Below are 18,552 nucleotides of genomic sequence, written 5' to 3'. Positions count from 1 at the left end.
GAACTTGAGACGAATCTTGCGCCACACCCGGGGCGGTGGTAGGAAATTGAGCCCATCAGTGGCAGAGTTTTACTCAGGAAATAGACCGTGTGGAGGGTAGTAATGCGTCAGCTGAGACTGGTAGGAATTCATGAAAATGGTTCCAGCCTGCAGGTCAGCAGCGACGATGGGATGAGTTTTGAACTTCCTGTCGACGATGCGCTGCGCAGTGCAATGGCCGAAATCGCCCGCTCGCGGGCGCCACGGAACCGAGATGAGGCTTCGGTTCATTCGCCACGTGAGATTCAGGCGCGTGTACGTGCCGGTGCGTCTGCCTATGATCTTTCACTTGAGTGGGATGTTCCGGTAGAGCAAATCATCAAGTATGAGGGCCCCGTTCTCGCAGAACGCGAGCATATCGCAGAGTTAGCTCGTCGCGTTGAGGTCTCAGGACCACAAACCGACGCCGAATACCGAGAGGTCTTCGGTGAAGAGCCAGCGGATCTTGGAACAATGGTGGTGCATCGTCTGCACCAGTTGAACATTGATGCCGAGCACGCTCGCTGGAATTCTTGGAAAGATCCAGAAGGGCAGTGGATTGTCACGGTCCAGTTTGACTCACCGTTACACTCTGAAAATGTTGAGTCATTGGACAACGGTTCGAACGAGGACAAAGAAAATATCGCAAAGTGGGCTTTCACTCCCTCGCGTAAATCTTTGAAGAACCTGAACCGCTGGGCGCAAACCTTGAGCGAGCAGCAGGCACCTGAGTACTTTCGACCGATCGCAGCCGTAGGACAAGCTGAGGCTCCCTCAGCCCCGGCTCCGGCCGCGGAGAACAACGACTCCGAGGAACTTGTCAGCCTACTCAACGCACGTCGCGGTCAGCGAGCTCCCGGGGATCCCGCAAAGGATGACCGGTTGAACGAAATCATTGAACGCAGCATGAGTAAGTATGACAATGATGAGGAAGATTCATTCCCTCATCTATCACAGGGTGTGTCTTCAAGGACCTCACAGCTGGTAGTAGTCACCGATAAGGAAGATTCTGAAGATGCCACCCATGACGATGGCGCTTCAGCGGAGGAGAACGCTCCGCGCAAACCAAAGCGGTCTTCTGTTCCCAGCTGGGATGACATTATGTTTGGAAAGCGTAAAAAGGACACCGATTCTTAAATAGTCGGATCCGCGAAAAGTGAGAGGCACCGTGCAAATATTCTTTGCACGGTGCCTCTCACGTTTAATGTGTGCGCATTAGCACGCAAGTAAATTATTTAGTGCGGAGCGTAAATAACGGCACAAATCGTTCCCCTGCTGTCAACGAACCATGTTGGCCGACCATCTCAAAAGCTGTGGGAGAGACTCTGCGGCCATCATAAAATGCAATTGGCTCGGCAGCCAGAATCATCAGGTCACCCAAGCGTGCTGCGTGTTCTTCTGAAATTTTACCGAAGTAGCCTAGATCAATCGCTTCCTCACGACTGAGCACCCAAGCTTTAGCGCCGTACGCACGCTGCCACGCCTCACGCACGTGCTGGCGCTGGGTCGCGCTAGTCTCAGCTGCAAAGCTCAGCTGCACACCACGTGGTTCACCACTGGTCAGTTCTACACCATCTATAAGTTCCGGTTCCAGGCTATAGTCAATGCGCTGCGAACTGGGAACATCCACCATTCCGTGGTCGCCGGTGATGAGTACCGTGGTTTCCTCAGGCAAACGGGAAACTAACGTTTTAATGACGTAGTCGATTTCTTCGAGGGAATCTCGCCACTGGCTAGAGTCCACGCCAAACTTATGGCCAGCCTTGTCCAGCTCGTTGAAGTACGTGTACACCAGAGCATTACGATTCTTGGCAAAAATCTCGTGGGTGGCTCTGGCCCGCGCACTGGTCTGCCTGGCGGCGAAAAATTTTGGTCCACGCAAAGAGGCACGAGTTAATGCCGACTTTTCGAACAATGGTAAGGATACAGAGGCCACATGAATTCCGTGGTTACGCGTTGCCTCAAAGATCGTGGGAAGGGTTTGCCAACCATCGGGGCTCAGATCTGCAGGCCACCCACCCAACTGGTTGACAACGCGGCGGCGCTCAGGATCGACGACATCGTAGCCAAGCATGCCATGCTCCCCCGGCGTCACGCCGATCGCCAAGCTACTCAAACTTGTCGCAGTGGTCGAAGGAAAACCAGTACCTAATTTTTGTGCCCGTTCAAAGAGCGAACGTAAAAATGGCGCATGGGCGATATGAGATTTGAATTGATTCCAGCCCAAGCCATCAACCATGATCAAGGCAACCCGTTTAGTGGTTTGTAGCCCTAACGGGTTCAGATACCCGGGAACGCCGAGTGCCGTGGCAGCCGACGGAAGAATCTCCGATAACGTTGACTGCCCGTAAGCCGGAGCAACCGGCAGGGCTTGCGGCGGCGTCGGCAACGTCGGATTGCTGATTTCTTGGCTCATAGCTAGTCAGATAGTTTCGTGGCGAAGACGGACCGCGAACTCACGCGCTTTATTTACTGCACGTTGTCCGTCGGCTTCAGCGCTCACGCGAATTACCAGGTCCTCTGGCTGCGCGGTTCCGCTCAGTCCATGGTCCGCGTCACATTGCGGATCTGCACAAGAGGCAGGTTCCAAATCAATGCGACGAGTGCCATTCCAAGACATTCCAAACGTCAATTCTCGCACTTCATCACCGGTGCGGTAGTGCTGTGGCTGGTGATACACATAGTTGGTAGCCACTGACGCAATTCGGTGCAATGCGATCATTTCGGTCGAAACCTGAGCCATGACGTCTTTACCGTGATCATCAAGTTGCTGATCATCAACGTGGATGATGTAAAGAACTTTTTCACTGAGCACCATCACCGTAATATGGCGATGCACTTCGTTGTGATCAAAGTGTGTCTCAAGATGAACATAGTGGTCAAGTACCGGTTGGGACATCATCGCTTCAGCTAAGACATCCTGCACCATCTGCGGGTAAAAACCTGCCCTGACCAGATCGTGCTGCAATTCAGCACCAGCGGTAGTGGAATACGTTGGTGAGTTCATAACCCAATTCTACCGAGTACTACCGACCAAATCATCCAAGCCAGCCCTCAGCTCAACTTCGCAGCGCTCGCCTGACACTGTCGGTGCGCTGTTCGGCATCACCTATTTTTATGCTGACACCCAACACACTCAATGATTCCTGGGCCACACTCACCGGAGTGAAGCTCATAATGGTGATCGAGGGATGGTGATCTTTGAGTAGCGAGACACGTGCAATGAAGTCTTTCAACGACGTCAGATCCACTGCAGGCAAGCCCTGATATCCGAAAAGGCGCACACTGCTACGCGGCCGGCGGATTAAGGTATCAAGATCCTCGATGGTCAGCGGCGCCACGGCATGAGACCAGTCATTAAGCAGATTGACGGGATCTCCACTCAGGCCAAAGGAAATCACCGGTCCAAGGAGCGGATCTTCGACCGCCTTGATCACGCACGCTTGTCCTGCCGGTGCCATAGTTTGCACTTCGAGGGAGTGAACGTTGTATTCGGCCATCAACATGCTCATATGTTCGAAGTTAGCTTCTAAACTCTGCGCGTCAGGAATATTTAGACGCACCCCTCCAAGGTCTAGGCGCTGGCGCAGATCCGGGTCATTAGCTTTGAGCGCCACTGGCCAGCCAAGTCGATTTGCCGCAGCCACAGCCTCTTGCGCGCTGTTGACTACCTTCGAGTCAAAAACCTTGATGCCATAAAACCCGAGGAGTTTGGCTGACTGTTTATGAGTAAGTTCTTGAAGTTCGGTCCCAGAAATGCCGTTGACTAACTCTTCCAAGTATTCGTGGGCGGCGGACGCATCAACGTCCGAAAATTCAGGTAAGGGTTCGTAAGGGATGTTCATCCACTGGCTGTAACCGTAGGCCTTAGCCAGAGCACCAATCGTTTCGGTCGGCGAGGTAAACACGGGAATTGAATGATGTACCCCCTCGCGGAACTTCGCATCGGTCAGTCCAGTCATCAATGCAATAACTGGTTTGTCTTGTCCGCTAAATTCGGAGAGCACTTTAATGACCGACTTGACGTCCATGCCCAGATCCGGCAAATGGGCCACCACCACGGCGTGCACCTGCGGGTCCTGAACCAGATCCCTGACCCGGGCTCGTAGTATCGCCGTGGAGCGCGATTGCCCCTGCGAATAATCAAGCTCTTCTCGTTGCGCGGTAGCGAACAAATTCCGTCCTTCGCTGACATCACAAACGACTTCAGCTAACGTCAAAGAGTTGGAGAGCACCGCAACTTGCGGTCCGGCCGGAGCAGGGAAAACGGAGAGCAACGAAGCGACGTCCATCAACTCTTCGATAGATCTGACTCGAATTACCCCGGATTGGCGGAGCATCGCGTTCAACGCCTCAGGCGGAGCTTCGCCTAAACGTACCGAATGCCCCGGTGGAAGTCGGCGCCCGAGTAGATCTGATTTCGCCACGATCACGGGCTTGCTGCGTGCCAGACGGCGAGCGATGCGCGAGAATTTACGTGGATTACCGAAAGACTCAAGATGCATGGCGAGTACCGCGGTTCGTTCGTCATCTTCAAAATACTGCATCGCATCATTGCCAGATACATCTGCGCGTAGGCCGGCCGAGATGGCGCTGCTCTGGCCCACCCCTCGTTGCATTGCCGCGCCTTGCAGGACGATGCCCATGGCAGCCGACTGGCTAAACAGGCCAACCTTGCCAGCAATTGGTAATTCCCTAGCCAGCGAGGCGTTGAGCCGGATAGCCGGGTCTGTGTTCAGCACGCCCAATGAGGCAGGACCGACCACACGCATGCCATTGGCGCGGGCCAGAGCCACAAGTTCGCGTTGCGCCAGGAGTCCCTCCACCGATTCGTAGCCGGCAGTCATAATAATCAGGCTTTTAACTCCGTGGGCGCCGCACTCCGTAATGGTTTCCAGTACACGTTCGCGAGGCACACAAATAATAGCCAGATCTACCGGGCCGGGCACCTCGGTAATTTTTCCGTAGCTGGTCAAGCCGCCCACTTCGAAGGCCTGCTCATTTACCGCATAGACGGTTCCAGAGAAACGGCCTTCGACCAGTCGATCAAGCACATCGTGCCCAATACTCCCCCAAGACCGGCTAGCACCAATGACAGCGACCGCAGTGGGTGCCAGAATCGCTGCCACACTACTTGCTTCGGCACGGTGTTCGCGGGCTTCGGTCACTTCACGAGATTTATCGGTGGGGTTGATGGGGAATTCAAGCATGATTACGCCATCTTCAAAGTGCCGTGCCACGGCGTAACCTGCATCTGAGAAAACAGTGAGCATCTTTCGATTTTCCGGCAAAATCTCAGCTGTAAATTTCTCTATGCCGTTTTCACGCCCTGCTGCCGCAAGGTGTTCGAGCAGGATGGATCCAATACCAGTGCCTTGATATTCGTCAGAAACGTTAAACGCCACTTCGGCTTCGGTGGGATCATCCAAACGGTCATAACGGCCAACCCCGATGATTTTTGAACCGCGAACCACGGTAAACGCCACCCGGTTGTGATGATCTACATTGGTGAAGCGGTCGAGTTCTTTAGGAGTCAGCGATGACTTGTACGTAAAATAGCGTAGGTAAACCGAAGTTTCAGATTGCTGTTTATGCATTTCTTGCAAGGCTTGAGCATCTTTGGGCGTAATTGGCCTTAGATGCGCGGTCGTGCCATCGCGAAGAACAACATCTGCTTCCCAGTGGGCTGGATATGCCGCTGAAAGTTTACGATCCACCATAGGCTTAGAATAGTCGCGCTTTCGTGTTTGCGCCCAGACGCAACACGAAAGTAGAACATTTTAGGCCGTGAAGCAGCAGATGAAGGGCGTAGACAGAGTAATGGCTCGCAAAAAAACCCCTGAGATCCCAGAGGATTTCGTCGAGAACATCGTCGATATTGATGTCACCAGCGAAATGGAATCCTCCTTCTTGGAGTACGCCTACTCGGTGATCTACTCACGCGCGCTCCCTGATGCCCGAGATGGTTTGAAGCCGGTGCAACGACGGATACTTTTCCAAATGTCTCAAATGGGTTTGCGCCCAGAAAAAGGCCATGTAAAGTCCGCTCGCGTGGTCGGTGAAGTGATGGGTAAACTACACCCACACGGCGACACTGCGATCTATGATGCCATGGTCCGACTGTCCCAAGACTTTTCACTGCGTTTGCCACTGATTGACGGCCACGGAAATTTCGGCTCCCTTGATGATGGCCCGGCAGCGGCACGTTATACCGAGGCCCGACTGGCTGCTTCCGCGGTAGCCATGACCGCCAACCTCGACGAAGACGTGGTGAACTTCGTCCCGAACTATGACAATCAGTTCATGCAGCCCGAGGTGCTTCCCGCCGCATTCCCGAACCTTTTGGTCAACGGCACTACCGGTATCGCGGTGGGCATGGCCACAAATATGGCACCGCATAATCTGGGTGAAGTGATTGCGGCAACTCAGCATTTGATCGAAAATCCGGATGCTACGGTCGAAGAACTCATGAAAATCGTTCCAGGCCCGGATCTGCCCTCCGGCGGAACGATCGTGGGGCTCGACGGGGTGAAGGATGCCTACCGTACCGGCCGTGGCGCGTTCCGTACCCGTGCCACCGTTGCCTTGGAACAGATTTCCGCACGCAAGTCAGCATTGGTCTTCACCGAACTGCCGTACACGGTGGGCCCGGAGAAGGTCATTGAAAAGATCAAAGACGGCGTTAACAACAAGAAAATTGTCGGCGTCTCCGACGTCGTTGACCTCACCGATCGTCATCACGGACTAAAACTCGTTATTGAGTTGAAGAACGGTTTTAATCCGAACGCCGTGTTGGCGGCTTTGTACAAATACACGCCACTGGAAGACTCCTTCGGCATCAACAATGTGACGTTGGTTGAGGGGCAGCCACGCACCTTGGGTCTGCGCGAATTGTTGAGCGTATATGTAGATCACCGCATCGACGTGGTGCGCCGACGTACCGCGCACCGCCTGGCTAAACGCGAAGATCGTTTGCACCTGGTTGAAGGTTTGCTGGTTGCGATTGTCGATATTGATGACGTGATCGCGATTATCCGCTCCTCAGAGCAGACCGCCGAAGCCCGTGAACGACTGATGACAGTCTTTGATCTAAGCGAGCCCCAAGCAAGCCACATCCTTGAACTGCGTCTGCGTCAACTAACTAAATACTCACGCATCGAGCTAGAGGCCGAAGCCGAACAGCTACGCGCCGAAATCGAAGAATTACGTAAAATTCTGGGCGACGACAAGATCCTGCGAGCGCTTGTCTCCGAGGAACTCGGCCAGATAGCAGAGACCTTCGGCACTCCACGACGTACCAAGCTGAACAAGTCCTCCGCCTTGGAACCGTTGAAGGGCACCGCTCTTCCAGAGGCGGTAGGCACCGGGAAAACAGCGAAGCTCGCTTTGGAAGTCTCAGATTCTCCTTGCTTCGTTTTGCTCTCGGCTACCGGGCAAATCGCCCGCACCCATGACCGAGCACCCCTTGACTTCGCCTCCGCCCGAATCAAACATGACGTACTTTCATCACAAGTGCCTTCCACCGCACGCGGTGAAATTGGTGCGTTGACGACTCATGGGCGAATGATTCGAATCTCCTTGATCGATGTCCCCGTGCTGCCCGAAACTCATGGATTCCCGCAGCTGGCAAATGGTGTTCCGGTTGATGAGTTCCTCAAACTCGAAAAGCGTGAACGAGTGGTGGCGTTGCTGCCATTGAATCAAGTCTTCGCCTTGGGCACTAAGAACGGTGTGGTCAAGCGAGTTACTCCGGACTATCCGCTGAACCGCGATGAATTTGAGGTCATCACGTTGAAGGAGGGCGATTCGGTCGTTGCTGCAGCACCAGCCGGTGACAATGATGAGCTGGTTTTTGTCACCCGGCAGGCACAACTTCTACGTTTTGCTACCAGTGCAGTTCGCCCGCAGGGACGCACCGCGTCGGGTATGGCGGGCATCAAACTCTCCGCAGAGGATCAGGTCATTCACTTCGGTGTGGTGGGCGAGGCAAATGATGACGCCGTGGTGGCCACCATCGCGGCCGGCTCACAAACCTTACCCGGCACTTCTGGCCAGTCGGTGAAGATCAGTCTCTTTAGCGAGTTCCCGGCCAAGGGGCGTGCTACCGCAGGCGTCAGGGCACACCGCTTCGCCAAGGGCGAGGACTACTTGGTATTGGGTTACGCCGGCCATGGTCCAGCCCGCGCAAGCTCAACCGCCGGGGTGGTTCGTGCCTTGCCCACCGAGTTCGCCAAGCGAGACGGGACCGGTGCCCCGTTGGCGCAAACGATCAACATTCTTGGTGGCACCCTTGTTCGCCAATCACCAGTCGCCGGCGCTGCGGCCCAAGGCCTGCCCGAGGAACCAACCCCACCTAGCCCTAGCGTCGCACCAGTGACTAAGCCGCGCGCAAAGCCTGAGCTGCATCCCGGTGAGGACACGTTGCCGTTCTCTGACGGCGGTGTACTGCTCTAACTCCTTGGCAATAAGTTAGTCAGCTGGTGTGAGGGTTCGGTCAAATTGATCGAACCCTCACACATTTGTGCAAGTCTCGTGTCATGGGTGATCAGTACGACCGTCCGACCGGCGAGCGCTGCACGGAGCGTGTGGATTAGCTCTGTGCTTTCATCCACGCCGAGGTGTGCGGTGGGTTCATCGAGCAGGATCGTGTGGTGTCCCCCAATTAGAGCGCGAGCCACCGCCAGTTTGCAGCGTTGTCCTCCGGAAAGCCGGTGTCCCCCGCTACCGATGCGGGTATCTAATCCATCGGGTTCATCGGCATACCAGCGACCAAGCCCTACATGGTGCAACACTTCGATGAGCTGTTCATCAGAGGCTGCCAGGTCGGTGGGCACCGCAAGGTTGAGGTTTCGACGCAGTGTCGAGTCAAAGAGGTGCGCCTCTTGTGGACACCAGGCAACCGAGCCAATGGAACCTTGTCGCATTGGCCGGTAGTTCCCGTGCTCGTCAATTGCCTCTAGCGTTCCGGCGCTGGCAGGTAGCGCGCCAAGCAGTGCTGTCATGAGTGTTGATTTTCCCGACCCCGAGGATCCGGTCAGTGCGGTCCATTGACCGGGCCGAATCTCGGCATCCAGACCGGAGAGCACCGCGACACCCGGTACGTAGCCTAGTGCTAAATCCTTGAGCCGATACCCGTGGACGGTGAAATTTGGCTCGTCGTTGTTAGCGGCTTCGGTAAGTTGTTCGGGTTGGTCGATCCCCCTACGGGCGAGTTGCCCGGTCAGCTCGTTCAGCGCCCGACCTTGTTGAACCGCGTTCAGGGCGTTGGACGCCGGCTCGCCTAGGGAGAGAGCCAATAAGACCGCCAGGGCCGTGTACGAAGCGCTTACGTCTGAGACTAGAACTAGGACCACCGACAGCAGGACTGTTATCAATGTTGCTAGGGCCGGCGCGGTGCCCTGCCCATAGGCGTGGCGTCGAATTCGTTCGGTGTTGTGTTGCTCGGCTCCGGTGAGCTTGTGTAGCAGCCTGTCCAACGCTTCGAAGGCGCGTAGGGCTTCTTTATGTCGCAAGATCGAGAGAACCAGTTGGTTCACCTGTAAGCGATGCTGCAGTTGCATAGCCAGGTGGCGTCCCTCCACGGTTTTCACCAGCCACCGGACGGGGAAAAGCAATAGTAGCCCTGCGGTCAGGGCGAGGTATCCGAATTCTGTCTGAATGAGATACAGCACCACGGTGGCGGTAACCCAGACCAACGTTGCCTGCAGGGGTGGAAAGAGTACCCGGGCGATGCCGTCTCGTAGCTCATCAACTTCGGCCAGCAGGTAGCGCAGAACCAGTGAGGACCGGCTCATCACTCCCCATTGCGTGGGGTTAGCGACCATGGCATTCCACAATTTTTCACGCAGAGCTCCGGCGTAGCTGAGTACTGCGTCGTGGATGGCCAGTTGTTCCAGGTATCTAAAGACCGCTCGGCCGATACCTAGAGTTCGAACCATCACGAAGGCAACGGTCAGATGCAAGATGGCAGGCTGGTAGCTGGACTCGACGATCAACCATCCGCTCAATCCGGCGAGCGCCACCGCGCAGAGTATGGCCAGCACCCCGTAGCAAAGGGCCTTGCGGGCCGAAGTGTAGCGTCCAACAACCTCGCGGCGTGGGTTCCAATCACGCGGATTGAGTGCGGCAGCTTGCAAATCATCGTCGGTCGGAGCGGCGAATTGCTGGCTAGTGATGTCCGCTGTGGAGCTAACGTCGTGCACGCTCTGCCGCGGAATGCTGTGGTCGATTAGCGGATCATGGCTGGCAATGAGTATTGCGCACCGCGCTGGTACTTCGGTAAGCAGCCGCCGCACACTGTCGGCATTGTCTTCGTCTAGATGAGCGGTGGGTTCATCTGCCAGTAAGAGATTACATTCGGGAACGCTGTGTACCCGTACTAGCGCACGCAGAACTTCTAACCTGCGTAGCTCACCGGGCGAGTACTCCCCGATGGACCGTGGCAACATCTCAAGGAGGTTTAGTTCAGTCGCCATGGATTGTACGAACGAGGTGGAGGCCTGAGGAACATCTTGTGCGAGTTGCGCGGCACCGGTCGCCTCATTGAACCGGGGATGCTGACTGATCATTGCGAGTTCTGCGCAGACGTGAATTGTGCCGCTAACCAGCTCGCTGGCAAATTCATTGTTACTGGTGTGGGTTTCGGCAATAAGTTTCAGTAGGCTCGTTTTTCCGGTACCACTGGCATTGCTCAGAATCTTTCGTTCACCGGCCTGCAAGGTGAGATTGAAATCCTGATAAATATAGTTTGTGTGCTGATATTGCAGGCTCAGGTTTTCAATTTCTAGGACATGCCCAGCGGGGGCCGTGCAGACTGCTTTTTGTAGCTGCTTTTTGGGTGTCGCTTGGATCTGTTTTTCGTACCGGGCAAAGGCTGCTAACCCATCGTCTGCCGCATGGTAGGCCGAACCCACCTCGCGAAGCGCAACGAACAGTTCCGGAGCAAGAATCAAGATAGTCAGTCCGGCGGCCAAATCCATATTCCCGCCGACCAGTCGCACGCCGATTACTACCGCGAGTACTGCGACGGACAACGTAGAAATCAACTCGAGCCAGAAGCTGGACATGAATACTGTTTTCAGGTTGGCCATGGTCGCCACCCGGTAGCGTTCGCTGACCTGCCTGATGGCGTGCCCCTGCGATTGTGCTCGGCCTAGTCCTAACAACGCGGGTAGCCCTTGGGCAAGTTCGAAGAGCTGATTAGCCAGCGCATCAAGTTTGTTTTGGGACTGTGCAATGGTGTCTTGTGTGTGCATCCCAATGAGCGCCATGAATATCGGTATCAGGGGAATCGTCAACAGCAAGATCAGCGCGCTGAGCCAGTCAATGCTCAGAATATATATGCCTAAGAGCAACGGGATTAGCGCGGCGCCAATGAGCGCTGGGATGAATTTGGTGAAGTAGTCGTCGAGCTTTTCCACACCGTGGCTGGCAAGTGTGGCAGTCTGCGCCACCGTCTGGTCATGGCTCGGATGTCCAACGATTCCGGGACGGGCCGCCACGGTGGCGACAAGATTAGAACGCATCTTTTCTTTAGCGCCGGCTCCTACACGTCGAGCCCCAGCATTCAGTGCCCAGACCCCGACCGTACGAAGCACTGCCCCGCCCAAGGCCATCCACAGTAACGTCGGTGAGTATTCTTGACCCACCGACATCTGTGCAATCCATGTAGCTAGCGCATAGGCTACAAGAATTAACCCGATGGATTTGAGAGCCGAAAAAAGCGCCAGGAAAGCGATTTGTTGGCGTTTGAGAAGAGCACGTGGCAAAAAGCGTGGCGCAGACATCTGTTATACCTTTCAGACTGGCTAGAACTACTTCACGGCTGAGGTCACGAGATGGTCTTCGGGAATATGCTTCTCACCGATGCGCTTACGAAAGACCCAGTAGCTCCATGACTGGTATGCAAGGACCAGCGGCACGCCGAATGCAGCGACGATGCTCATCAGTTTCAGCGTGTATGGGGAACTCGACGCGTTATATATGGTCAGATCAAATGTCGAGTTGATGGTTGAAGGGAGCACTACAGGGAAGGCCGCAACGAAGATCGCAGCGACAGCTCCGACGAGCATGATGCCCAAGGCAATAAATGAGCGGCCCTCGTGGCCTGCACGGGCGCTAAACCAAGCGAAGAACGCAGCAACCACTGCCAAGACGAGCAGCGTCCAGGCGGCAAGCGATGTACCTGCCAGCACCACGACTGCAGACCACAGCAACAATGGCACAACACACCATGGCATCCATCGAATAAACCGCTGACCCGAGCTCACACGTATCGGACCTTCGGTTTTTAATCGTAGGAAAGCCACGGAGTGTATCCAGCTAAATGCCACGACCGCGACACCACCGAGCACGGCATGCCAAGTGAACCACGCGAATGGGCCACCTACCCGGTCACCGTTTTCGTTTAGAGGCAGCCCTAAGGTGGTCAAGGCAAGCATCGCGCCCACCCCGAACGCGGCGATCAGCGATCCCCAGCCCAAAGCCAAATCCCAGAGCCCACGTGTTGTAGCATTTTGTGCCTTGCCACGGTATTCGATGGCTACCGCACGGAAGATTAGTGCCACCAACACCAAAGTTAGTGGAATGTACAGAGCGGAGAACAGCGAGGCGTACCAGTAGGGGAAGGCTGCGAAGGTGGCACCACCTGCAGTCAGCAACCAGACTTCATTTCCGTCCCAGACTGGACCGATGGTGTTGAGCAGTACACGTTTGTGTTTCTCTCCGCCCCGTCCCAGCCCGATTTGCATGCCGATACCCAGGTCGAAGCCCTCGAGAAAGAGATAACCGGTCCATAGTAGTGCGATGAGAATAAACCAGAGAGTTGGAAGCCAATCCATTACTTTCCGCCTGTCTAATATGCGAAGGCGAGCACGTCGCCGTCGTCGCTGGGGTCCTTGCCCGAGGTTTGCTCGGGTTCTAGTAGTTCGGGCATGGCAGATCCGGTTCCACCGCGGATATAACGGGTAAGTAGCACCAGCTCAACAACAAGGAGCACCCCATATACCAAGGTCAAGGTGATCAGGGAGAAGAGCATCTCCCCGGCGCTCACCGTTGGTGAAACCGATGCCGCGGTATACATGAATACTTGGTCCACTCCACCCATTTGCGGGTTCGGGGCCACGGTAAATGGCTGTCGCCCCATTTCGGTGAAAATCCAGCCTGCGGAGTTCGCTCCAAATGGTGCGGCAATGCCAAGAAGTACCAGACGCGATAGCCACTTACTTTGTGGAACGGTACCTTTTCGGGTGATCCACAATGCGAGCGCAGCAGCCACTGCGGACAACCCGCCGAGGGTGATCATCAGACGGAATCCCCAGTAGGTAACCTCCATAACCGGCAGGTAGCTGATTTCTTCTCCCGCGTATTGTCCGAATGCTGGGTCATCTGGGTAATGACTGCCATATTTTTCCTGATACTCGGGAATGAGTGTGTTCACGCCTTTGACCGGCGTCTCAAAGTCGCCATTGGCTAAGAAGGACAGCAGGCCAGGTAATTCAAAAACTGCCACGACGTCGTCACAGGTGGTGGCCCCTTCGGTATCCAGCTTCCCCAAGGTCAGGACCGAGAATCCGGTGCCGTCGTGACAGGCTGCTTCGGCGGCAGCCATTTTCATTGGTTGCTGTTCAAACATCAGTTTGGCCTGCTCATGGCCAGACAATGCGACACCGAAGAACGAGATTGTGGCGATGACCGCGCCAATACGCAACGAGGTAAGCCAGACCTTATGGTCGGTACGGTCGCGCACTCGGCCCTTGGACAGATCTTCGCCGACCACTACACGCCCATTCGCGTCGATCGTGTCGATACCTTCTTTACGGCGTCGGTATAGATGGAACCAGGAAATCCCGAGGAGAAACCCTCCGGCGACGGCAAAGGCACCGAAGATTGTATGCGGGAAGGTGACCAGTGCGGTGTTGTTCGTAAATACGGCCCAGGCATCCGTCATCACCGCACGACCATTGATCAGTTCGGTGCCTACTGGGTGCTGCATCCACGAATTGGCAACCAAAATGAAGTATGCCGAGAGGATAGCTGCCAGCGACGCGCACCAGATGGTGGCCAAATGGATGCGTCGAGGTAGCTTTTTCCACCCGAAGATCCATAGGCCAAGGAAAGTGGATTCGACGAAGAACGCTAGTAGTGCCTCCATTGCCAAGGGTGCTCCGAAGACATCACCGACGTATCGGCTATATTCGCTCCACGCCATGCCAAATTGGAATTCTTGGACAATACCGGTGGCCACTCCCATAATGAAGTTGATGAGGAACAGCTTGCCCCAGAACTTGGTCATTCTTAGCCACTGTTCGTTGCCTGTTCGATGCCAAACGGTTTGCATCACTGCTACGGTCAGTCCCAGCCCAATGGTTAGTGGCACCATCAAGAAGTGGTAAACGGTGGTGATCCCAAATTGCCACCGAGCAATCTCTAGTACATCCATGGATTCCTCATTTGTCACGAGTTCGCAGCACATCTATTTCTACGTTGCGTAGAAAAGTTCTTACGGTCACTATAGACCAATTTCGACAGCTTGTAGAAATCGGCTCGATTCGGCTTATTCACCATCAGTCGCCACACTAAAAAATCTAGATTCCCAGCATTGACACAGGCTGCAGTTTCTGAAATAAAAAAACCCAAGTCAGCACAATGCGGCTCTTACTTCTGAGTGACTAAATGCGGTTACTGACAAACCCGCAAATCACCCGATACTTTTACGTCATGTAGAAATATCGGCCGAACGCCTATACAATGAAATATCCAAGCAGATTGTTTTCACTCCTTATAACGTGCGACAACACTGCATCAGCACTAAAGCAAGTGAGGTAAGACCTGGTGGCCAGCCTTGGCGATCTGGAACGCTCCGTCATGGACCTACTGTGGGATTCCGCAGAACCGCTTACCGCTAATGATCTTCGTGATGCCCTGGCTGCATGCGGTACTGATGCGAAAGAACTCGCAGTAACCACGGTATTAACCGTGTTGGCGCGACTGGAGAAGAAGGGACTCGTAGCGCGGGAACGCTCTACTCGTCCGCATCGTTATACCGCGTCCTCTTCCCGTGAGGACCATACTGTGGGACTGCTAAATGATGCTTTGGGCACCGCCCAAGATCGCGAAGCCGTCCTTGCCCGATTTATCGGAGGAATCTCGGCTGAAGAAGCAGTGTCCCTACGTGCTATCTTGGATTCTGTAAAGACTGTCTAAGTAACACGAATTTCGGGGACTGGGTGCTTCTCACCTCATATTTCCTAGCGGCGTTGGCTATCGTCTTGGCGTGGCCGACGCCGTTGGCTTTGTCGAAAGCAAAATGGACGGCACGCGCTCCTGTCGCTGCTGTCCTGCTGTGGCAAGCTATCGCCTTGGGCGGCGGCTTATCCATGATTGGGTCAATGCTGGTTTGGGGACTAACCCCCTTAGGCAATGACCTCATTTCCGCTCTCCATGCCGGTTGGCTTTTGGTCACCGGGGATCCTAGCGTGAACTCCCCCGGGGTGATCCACCTGTTTGCGCTCAGCACTGCGTTCTTGTTTGCGTTCCACCTAGTGTTGACCCTAGTGCGGGCTTCATGGCGCACCACAAGACAACGAGCCAAACACCGCCAGCTGTTACGGCTACTGAGCAACCCTTCACAGACACGACCTAACACACTGGTCCTCGACCATGATTTGCCCGTGGCTTATTGTGTACCTGGGTTTAATGGATCCGTTACGGTGCTATCGCGAGGGCTACTAACCCAGCTTTCCGCCGAAGAGCAGCGTGGTGTCATTGCCCACGAGAGTTCACACCTAGATCAACGTCATGATTTTCTCATCTTGGCGTTCACCGCGTGGCATGAGGCGTTACCGTGGTTGCCGACTTCTCGCTTGTCCCTGGAAGCAGTGCGCCAGTTAATTGAAATGCTCGCTGATGATAAAGCACTAGAGGTCGTTACCCGTCCGGTACTTCTTAGAGCTATCGTCGGGGTAGCCTCCTCTATTACACCAGCGAAGACCAGTCAGGACGACGCTAAGGGATTAGCAGGTGAAATTGTAGGCATGCCGGGTGGAGAGGTCACGTCACGTCGTTTGCAGCGTCTGCTGTCTCCAGTGGCACCGTTGAGTGGGTTCCAAAACTTCGTGGTTCTCTCATGTACTGTCCTGTTGCTGGTGTGCCCGACGATTCTTCTTATCGCCCCGCGTCTGCTCTCCTGGTAATCCGCGTTACGAAGCGTTCGGCGACCTAAACATCGTTAAAATTTATAGCCCTGCCATTGATCGTTTGAGTCGATCAATGGCAGGGCTATAGCTCTCAGCACAAAGTCTGGTTAGACGTCGATACGGTCTCTTTCAAGATTCTCAGCGCCCGCGATAATGAAATTCTTTCGTGGCGCGACGTCTGAACCCATTAGCAGGTCGAAGACTTCCTCTGCCGCCTGGGCATGTTCGATCCCCACACGGCGGAGCATACGATGGCGTGGGTCCATTGTTGTTTCTGCCAACTGATCTGCGTCCATCTCGCCCAATCCCTTGTACCGCTGAATTGGCTCTTTATACTTCTTCCCCTCGGTTTCCAGCTTCGACAGCAGACGCGTCATCTCGGCCTCCGAGTAGGTGTAAACAACCTCGTTGGCCTTAGAGCCGGCGTTGATTACTTCGATCCTGTGCAGTGGAGGCACAGCAGCGTATACCCGTCCATGCTCAATCATGGGACGCATATATCGATAGAACAGCGTCAAGAGTAACGTTCGAATATGCGCGCCGTCCACGTCAGCATCTGTCATCAGGATGATCTTGCCGTATCGCGCTTGTTCAATATCGAAGCTACGACCTGATCCTGCGCCGATGACCTGAATCATTGCCGCACACTCTACGTTAGAGAGCATGTCCGATATGGAGGCTTTCTGCACATTGAGAATCTTGCCTCGGATAGGAAGTAGGGCTTGGAATTCACTAGAACGCGCTACACGTGCGGTACCCAACGCGCTATCGCCCTCAACGATAAATAATTCCGAGCGTCCAACTTCTTTGCTACGACAATCAAGTAGCTTAGTAGGAAGCGAAGAGGACTCGAGCGCAGTTTTACGCCGCTGGGTCTCCTTATGCATTCGGGCTGAAATACGAGACTTCATCTCGTTGACAACCTTTTCAAGCAACGTGGCCGCCTCGGCCTTTTCACCGCGTTTAGTCGATGAAAGACGTTCATTGAGCGCCTTTTCGACAACCTTGGTCACGATCTGGCGTACTTGCGACGTGCCAAGGATTTCCTTGGTCTGCCCCTCAAATTGTGGTTCAGCAAGGCGCACGGTTAATACCGCTGTCAGGCCGGCCATGATGTCGTCTTTTTCGATTTTGTCTTTTTGCCCGAACTTGAGCTTGCGAGCATTGGACTCGATGTTCTTACGGAATGATTTCAGTAATGCCTGTTCAAACCCTGCAATGTGCGTTCCACCCTTGGGAGTGGCAATGATATTTACAAAGCTACGCATCGAGGTGTCATAGCCGATCCCCCAGCGCAACGCTACGTCAACTTCGCAAACTCGCTGGACGTCTTGCATATGGCTGCGGCCATTTTCATCGATTACTGGAACCTTCTCATGGAAGGAGCCACTGCCATGCACGCGCCAGACATCGGTGACTGCAGAATCACTGCTTAGGTATTCAACGAATTCACTGATTCCACCGTCATGTTGAAATACCTCTTCGTAGGGGCCTTCGGCGCCTTCTGTTCCGGGCAGGCCACGATCATCACGCAACGTAATACGTAGGCCAGGAACCAGGAATGAGGTTTGACGCGCACGGTTCTGAAGTTCCTCGTAGGAAAACTTTGCGTCAGGGGTGAAGATGTGGTCATCCGCCCAATAACGAATTCGAGTACCAGTAACCCCCCGCTTTGCTTTACCGATGACTTCCGGAGTGGTTGCTTTTTCGTGGGCGGTAAATGGCGCGTCCGACTTTGGCTTGCCACGGTCGCTAAACTTTCCTGGTTCACCACGGCGGAACTGCAAAGAATAGGTTTTTCCGCCACGATCCACTTCAACGTCCAAACGCGCTGACAGAGCATTTACCACGGAGGCTCCCACGCCGTGCAGACCGCCAGAAGCGCTGTAGGAACCGCCACCAAATTTGCCACCTGCGTGCAACTTAGTGAATACAACTTCCAAGCCGCTTAGCCCTGTCTTAGGCTCCACGTCCACGGGAATGCCACGACCATCGTCATGTACTTCGACGGATCCATCTGAATGCAGGATGACGTTTATGGCCTGGCCGAAGCCACCGAGCGCTTCATCAACCGAGTTATCAATAATCTCCCAAAGGCAGTGCATAAGACCGCGGGAATCGGTAGAACCGATATACATGCCGGGTCGCTTGCGTACCGCTTCGAGACCCTCGAGAACGGAGAGATGACGGGCGTTGTAATTATCGGTTGAGGCCACGGGGCTGCAATCTCCTACTGACGCGGGAAAATAATGAACTAGTACCATTCTACTCGTTTATGTGTTCGAACTTGGTGCTACTGCATCTCGCCGGTAATTCGCCAAAAATTCAACCAAACTTA

General features: G+C 54.6%; 11 protein-coding genes. 4 read left to right on the top strand and 7 right to left on the bottom strand.

The window, feature by feature from the left end; genetic code table 11:
* Positions 1-102 precede the first annotated feature (102 nt).
* Positions 103-1,155, top strand: coding sequence for a septation protein SepH (sepH, locus tag IEX04_RS11030; RefSeq protein ID WP_096254275.1), 1,053 nt, complete (start codon positions 103-105; stop codon positions 1,153-1,155).
* Positions 1,156-1,249: 94 nt separating this feature from the next.
* On the opposite strand, the gene IEX04_RS11025 is transcribed toward sepH, so the two are convergent.
* Genes IEX04_RS11025 through IEX04_RS11015 form a run of 3 tightly spaced genes read right to left on the bottom strand, consistent with a single transcriptional unit; the run spans position 1,250 to position 5,738 of the window.
* Complete coding sequence (locus tag IEX04_RS11025) at positions 1,250-2,434, bottom strand: alkaline phosphatase family protein (RefSeq protein ID WP_188685759.1); 1,185 nt, start codon at positions 2,432-2,434, stop codon at positions 1,250-1,252.
* A 6-nt stretch (positions 2,435-2,440) separates the two neighbouring features.
* Complete coding sequence (locus tag IEX04_RS11020; protein WP_096254273.1) at positions 2,441-3,025, bottom strand: DUF5998 family protein; 585 nt, start codon at positions 3,023-3,025, stop codon at positions 2,441-2,443.
* Between the two features lie 52 nt (positions 3,026-3,077).
* Complete coding sequence (locus tag IEX04_RS11015; protein WP_188685757.1) at positions 3,078-5,738, bottom strand: bifunctional acetate--CoA ligase family protein/GNAT family N-acetyltransferase; 2,661 nt, start codon at positions 5,736-5,738, stop codon at positions 3,078-3,080.
* 100 nt (positions 5,739-5,838) lie between these two features.
* On the opposite strand from IEX04_RS11015, the gene IEX04_RS11010 reads away from it, so the two are divergent.
* Positions 5,839-8,472, top strand: coding sequence for a DNA gyrase/topoisomerase IV subunit A (locus IEX04_RS11010; protein ID WP_188685755.1), 2,634 nt, complete (start codon positions 5,839-5,841; stop codon positions 8,470-8,472).
* On the opposite strand, the gene cydC is transcribed toward IEX04_RS11010, so the two are convergent.
* From cydC to IEX04_RS10995, 3 genes are read right to left on the bottom strand one after another with little or no spacing between them, the layout of a single operon-like run.
* Entirely contained in the window at positions 8,469-11,804 is a 3,336-nt protein-coding gene (cydC, locus tag IEX04_RS11005) for a thiol reductant ABC exporter subunit CydC (protein WP_188685753.1), read from the bottom strand. The genes IEX04_RS11010 and cydC overlap by 4 nt on opposite strands.
* Positions 11,805-11,831: 27 nt before the next feature.
* On the bottom strand, positions 11,832-12,857 hold the full coding sequence (cydB, locus tag IEX04_RS11000; protein ID WP_096254269.1) for a cytochrome d ubiquinol oxidase subunit II: 1,026 nt from the start codon (positions 12,855-12,857) through the stop codon (positions 11,832-11,834).
* A 14-nt stretch (positions 12,858-12,871) separates the two neighbouring features.
* A complete protein-coding gene (locus IEX04_RS10995; protein WP_096254268.1) occupies positions 12,872-14,458 on the bottom strand; it encodes a cytochrome ubiquinol oxidase subunit I in 1,587 nt (528 codons plus the stop codon).
* A 392-nt stretch (positions 14,459-14,850) separates the two neighbouring features.
* Between IEX04_RS10995 and IEX04_RS10990 the strand changes: the two genes are divergently transcribed.
* Together IEX04_RS10990 and IEX04_RS10985 are read left to right on the top strand one after the other, a co-directional pair.
* Positions 14,851-15,222: a BlaI/MecI/CopY family transcriptional regulator gene (locus IEX04_RS10990; protein ID WP_096254267.1), complete on the top strand. Its 372-nt coding sequence runs from the start codon at positions 14,851-14,853 to the stop codon at positions 15,220-15,222.
* Between the two features lie 23 nt (positions 15,223-15,245).
* Positions 15,246-16,211 carry a M56 family metallopeptidase gene (locus IEX04_RS10985; RefSeq protein ID WP_096254266.1) on the top strand — a complete coding sequence of 322 codons (966 nt, stop codon included), beginning with the start codon at positions 15,246-15,248 and terminating at the stop codon, positions 16,209-16,211.
* A gap of 110 nt (positions 16,212-16,321) precedes the next feature.
* Here the strand turns inward: IEX04_RS10985 and IEX04_RS10980 are convergent, their stop codons facing one another.
* Positions 16,322-18,478 (bottom strand): DNA gyrase/topoisomerase IV subunit B, encoded by a 2,157-nt coding sequence (locus IEX04_RS10980; RefSeq protein WP_382412433.1) that lies wholly within the window; start codon positions 18,476-18,478, stop codon positions 16,322-16,324.
* Between the last annotated feature and the right edge of the window lie 74 nt (positions 18,479-18,552).

Source organism: Glutamicibacter ardleyensis (genome assembly GCF_014644555.1).
Taxonomy (GTDB): domain Bacteria; phylum Actinomycetota; class Actinomycetes; order Actinomycetales; family Micrococcaceae; genus Glutamicibacter; species Glutamicibacter bergerei.
The sequence above is the reverse complement of the archived record's forward strand: the minus strand, read 5'-3'. Positions and strand labels throughout refer to the sequence as shown.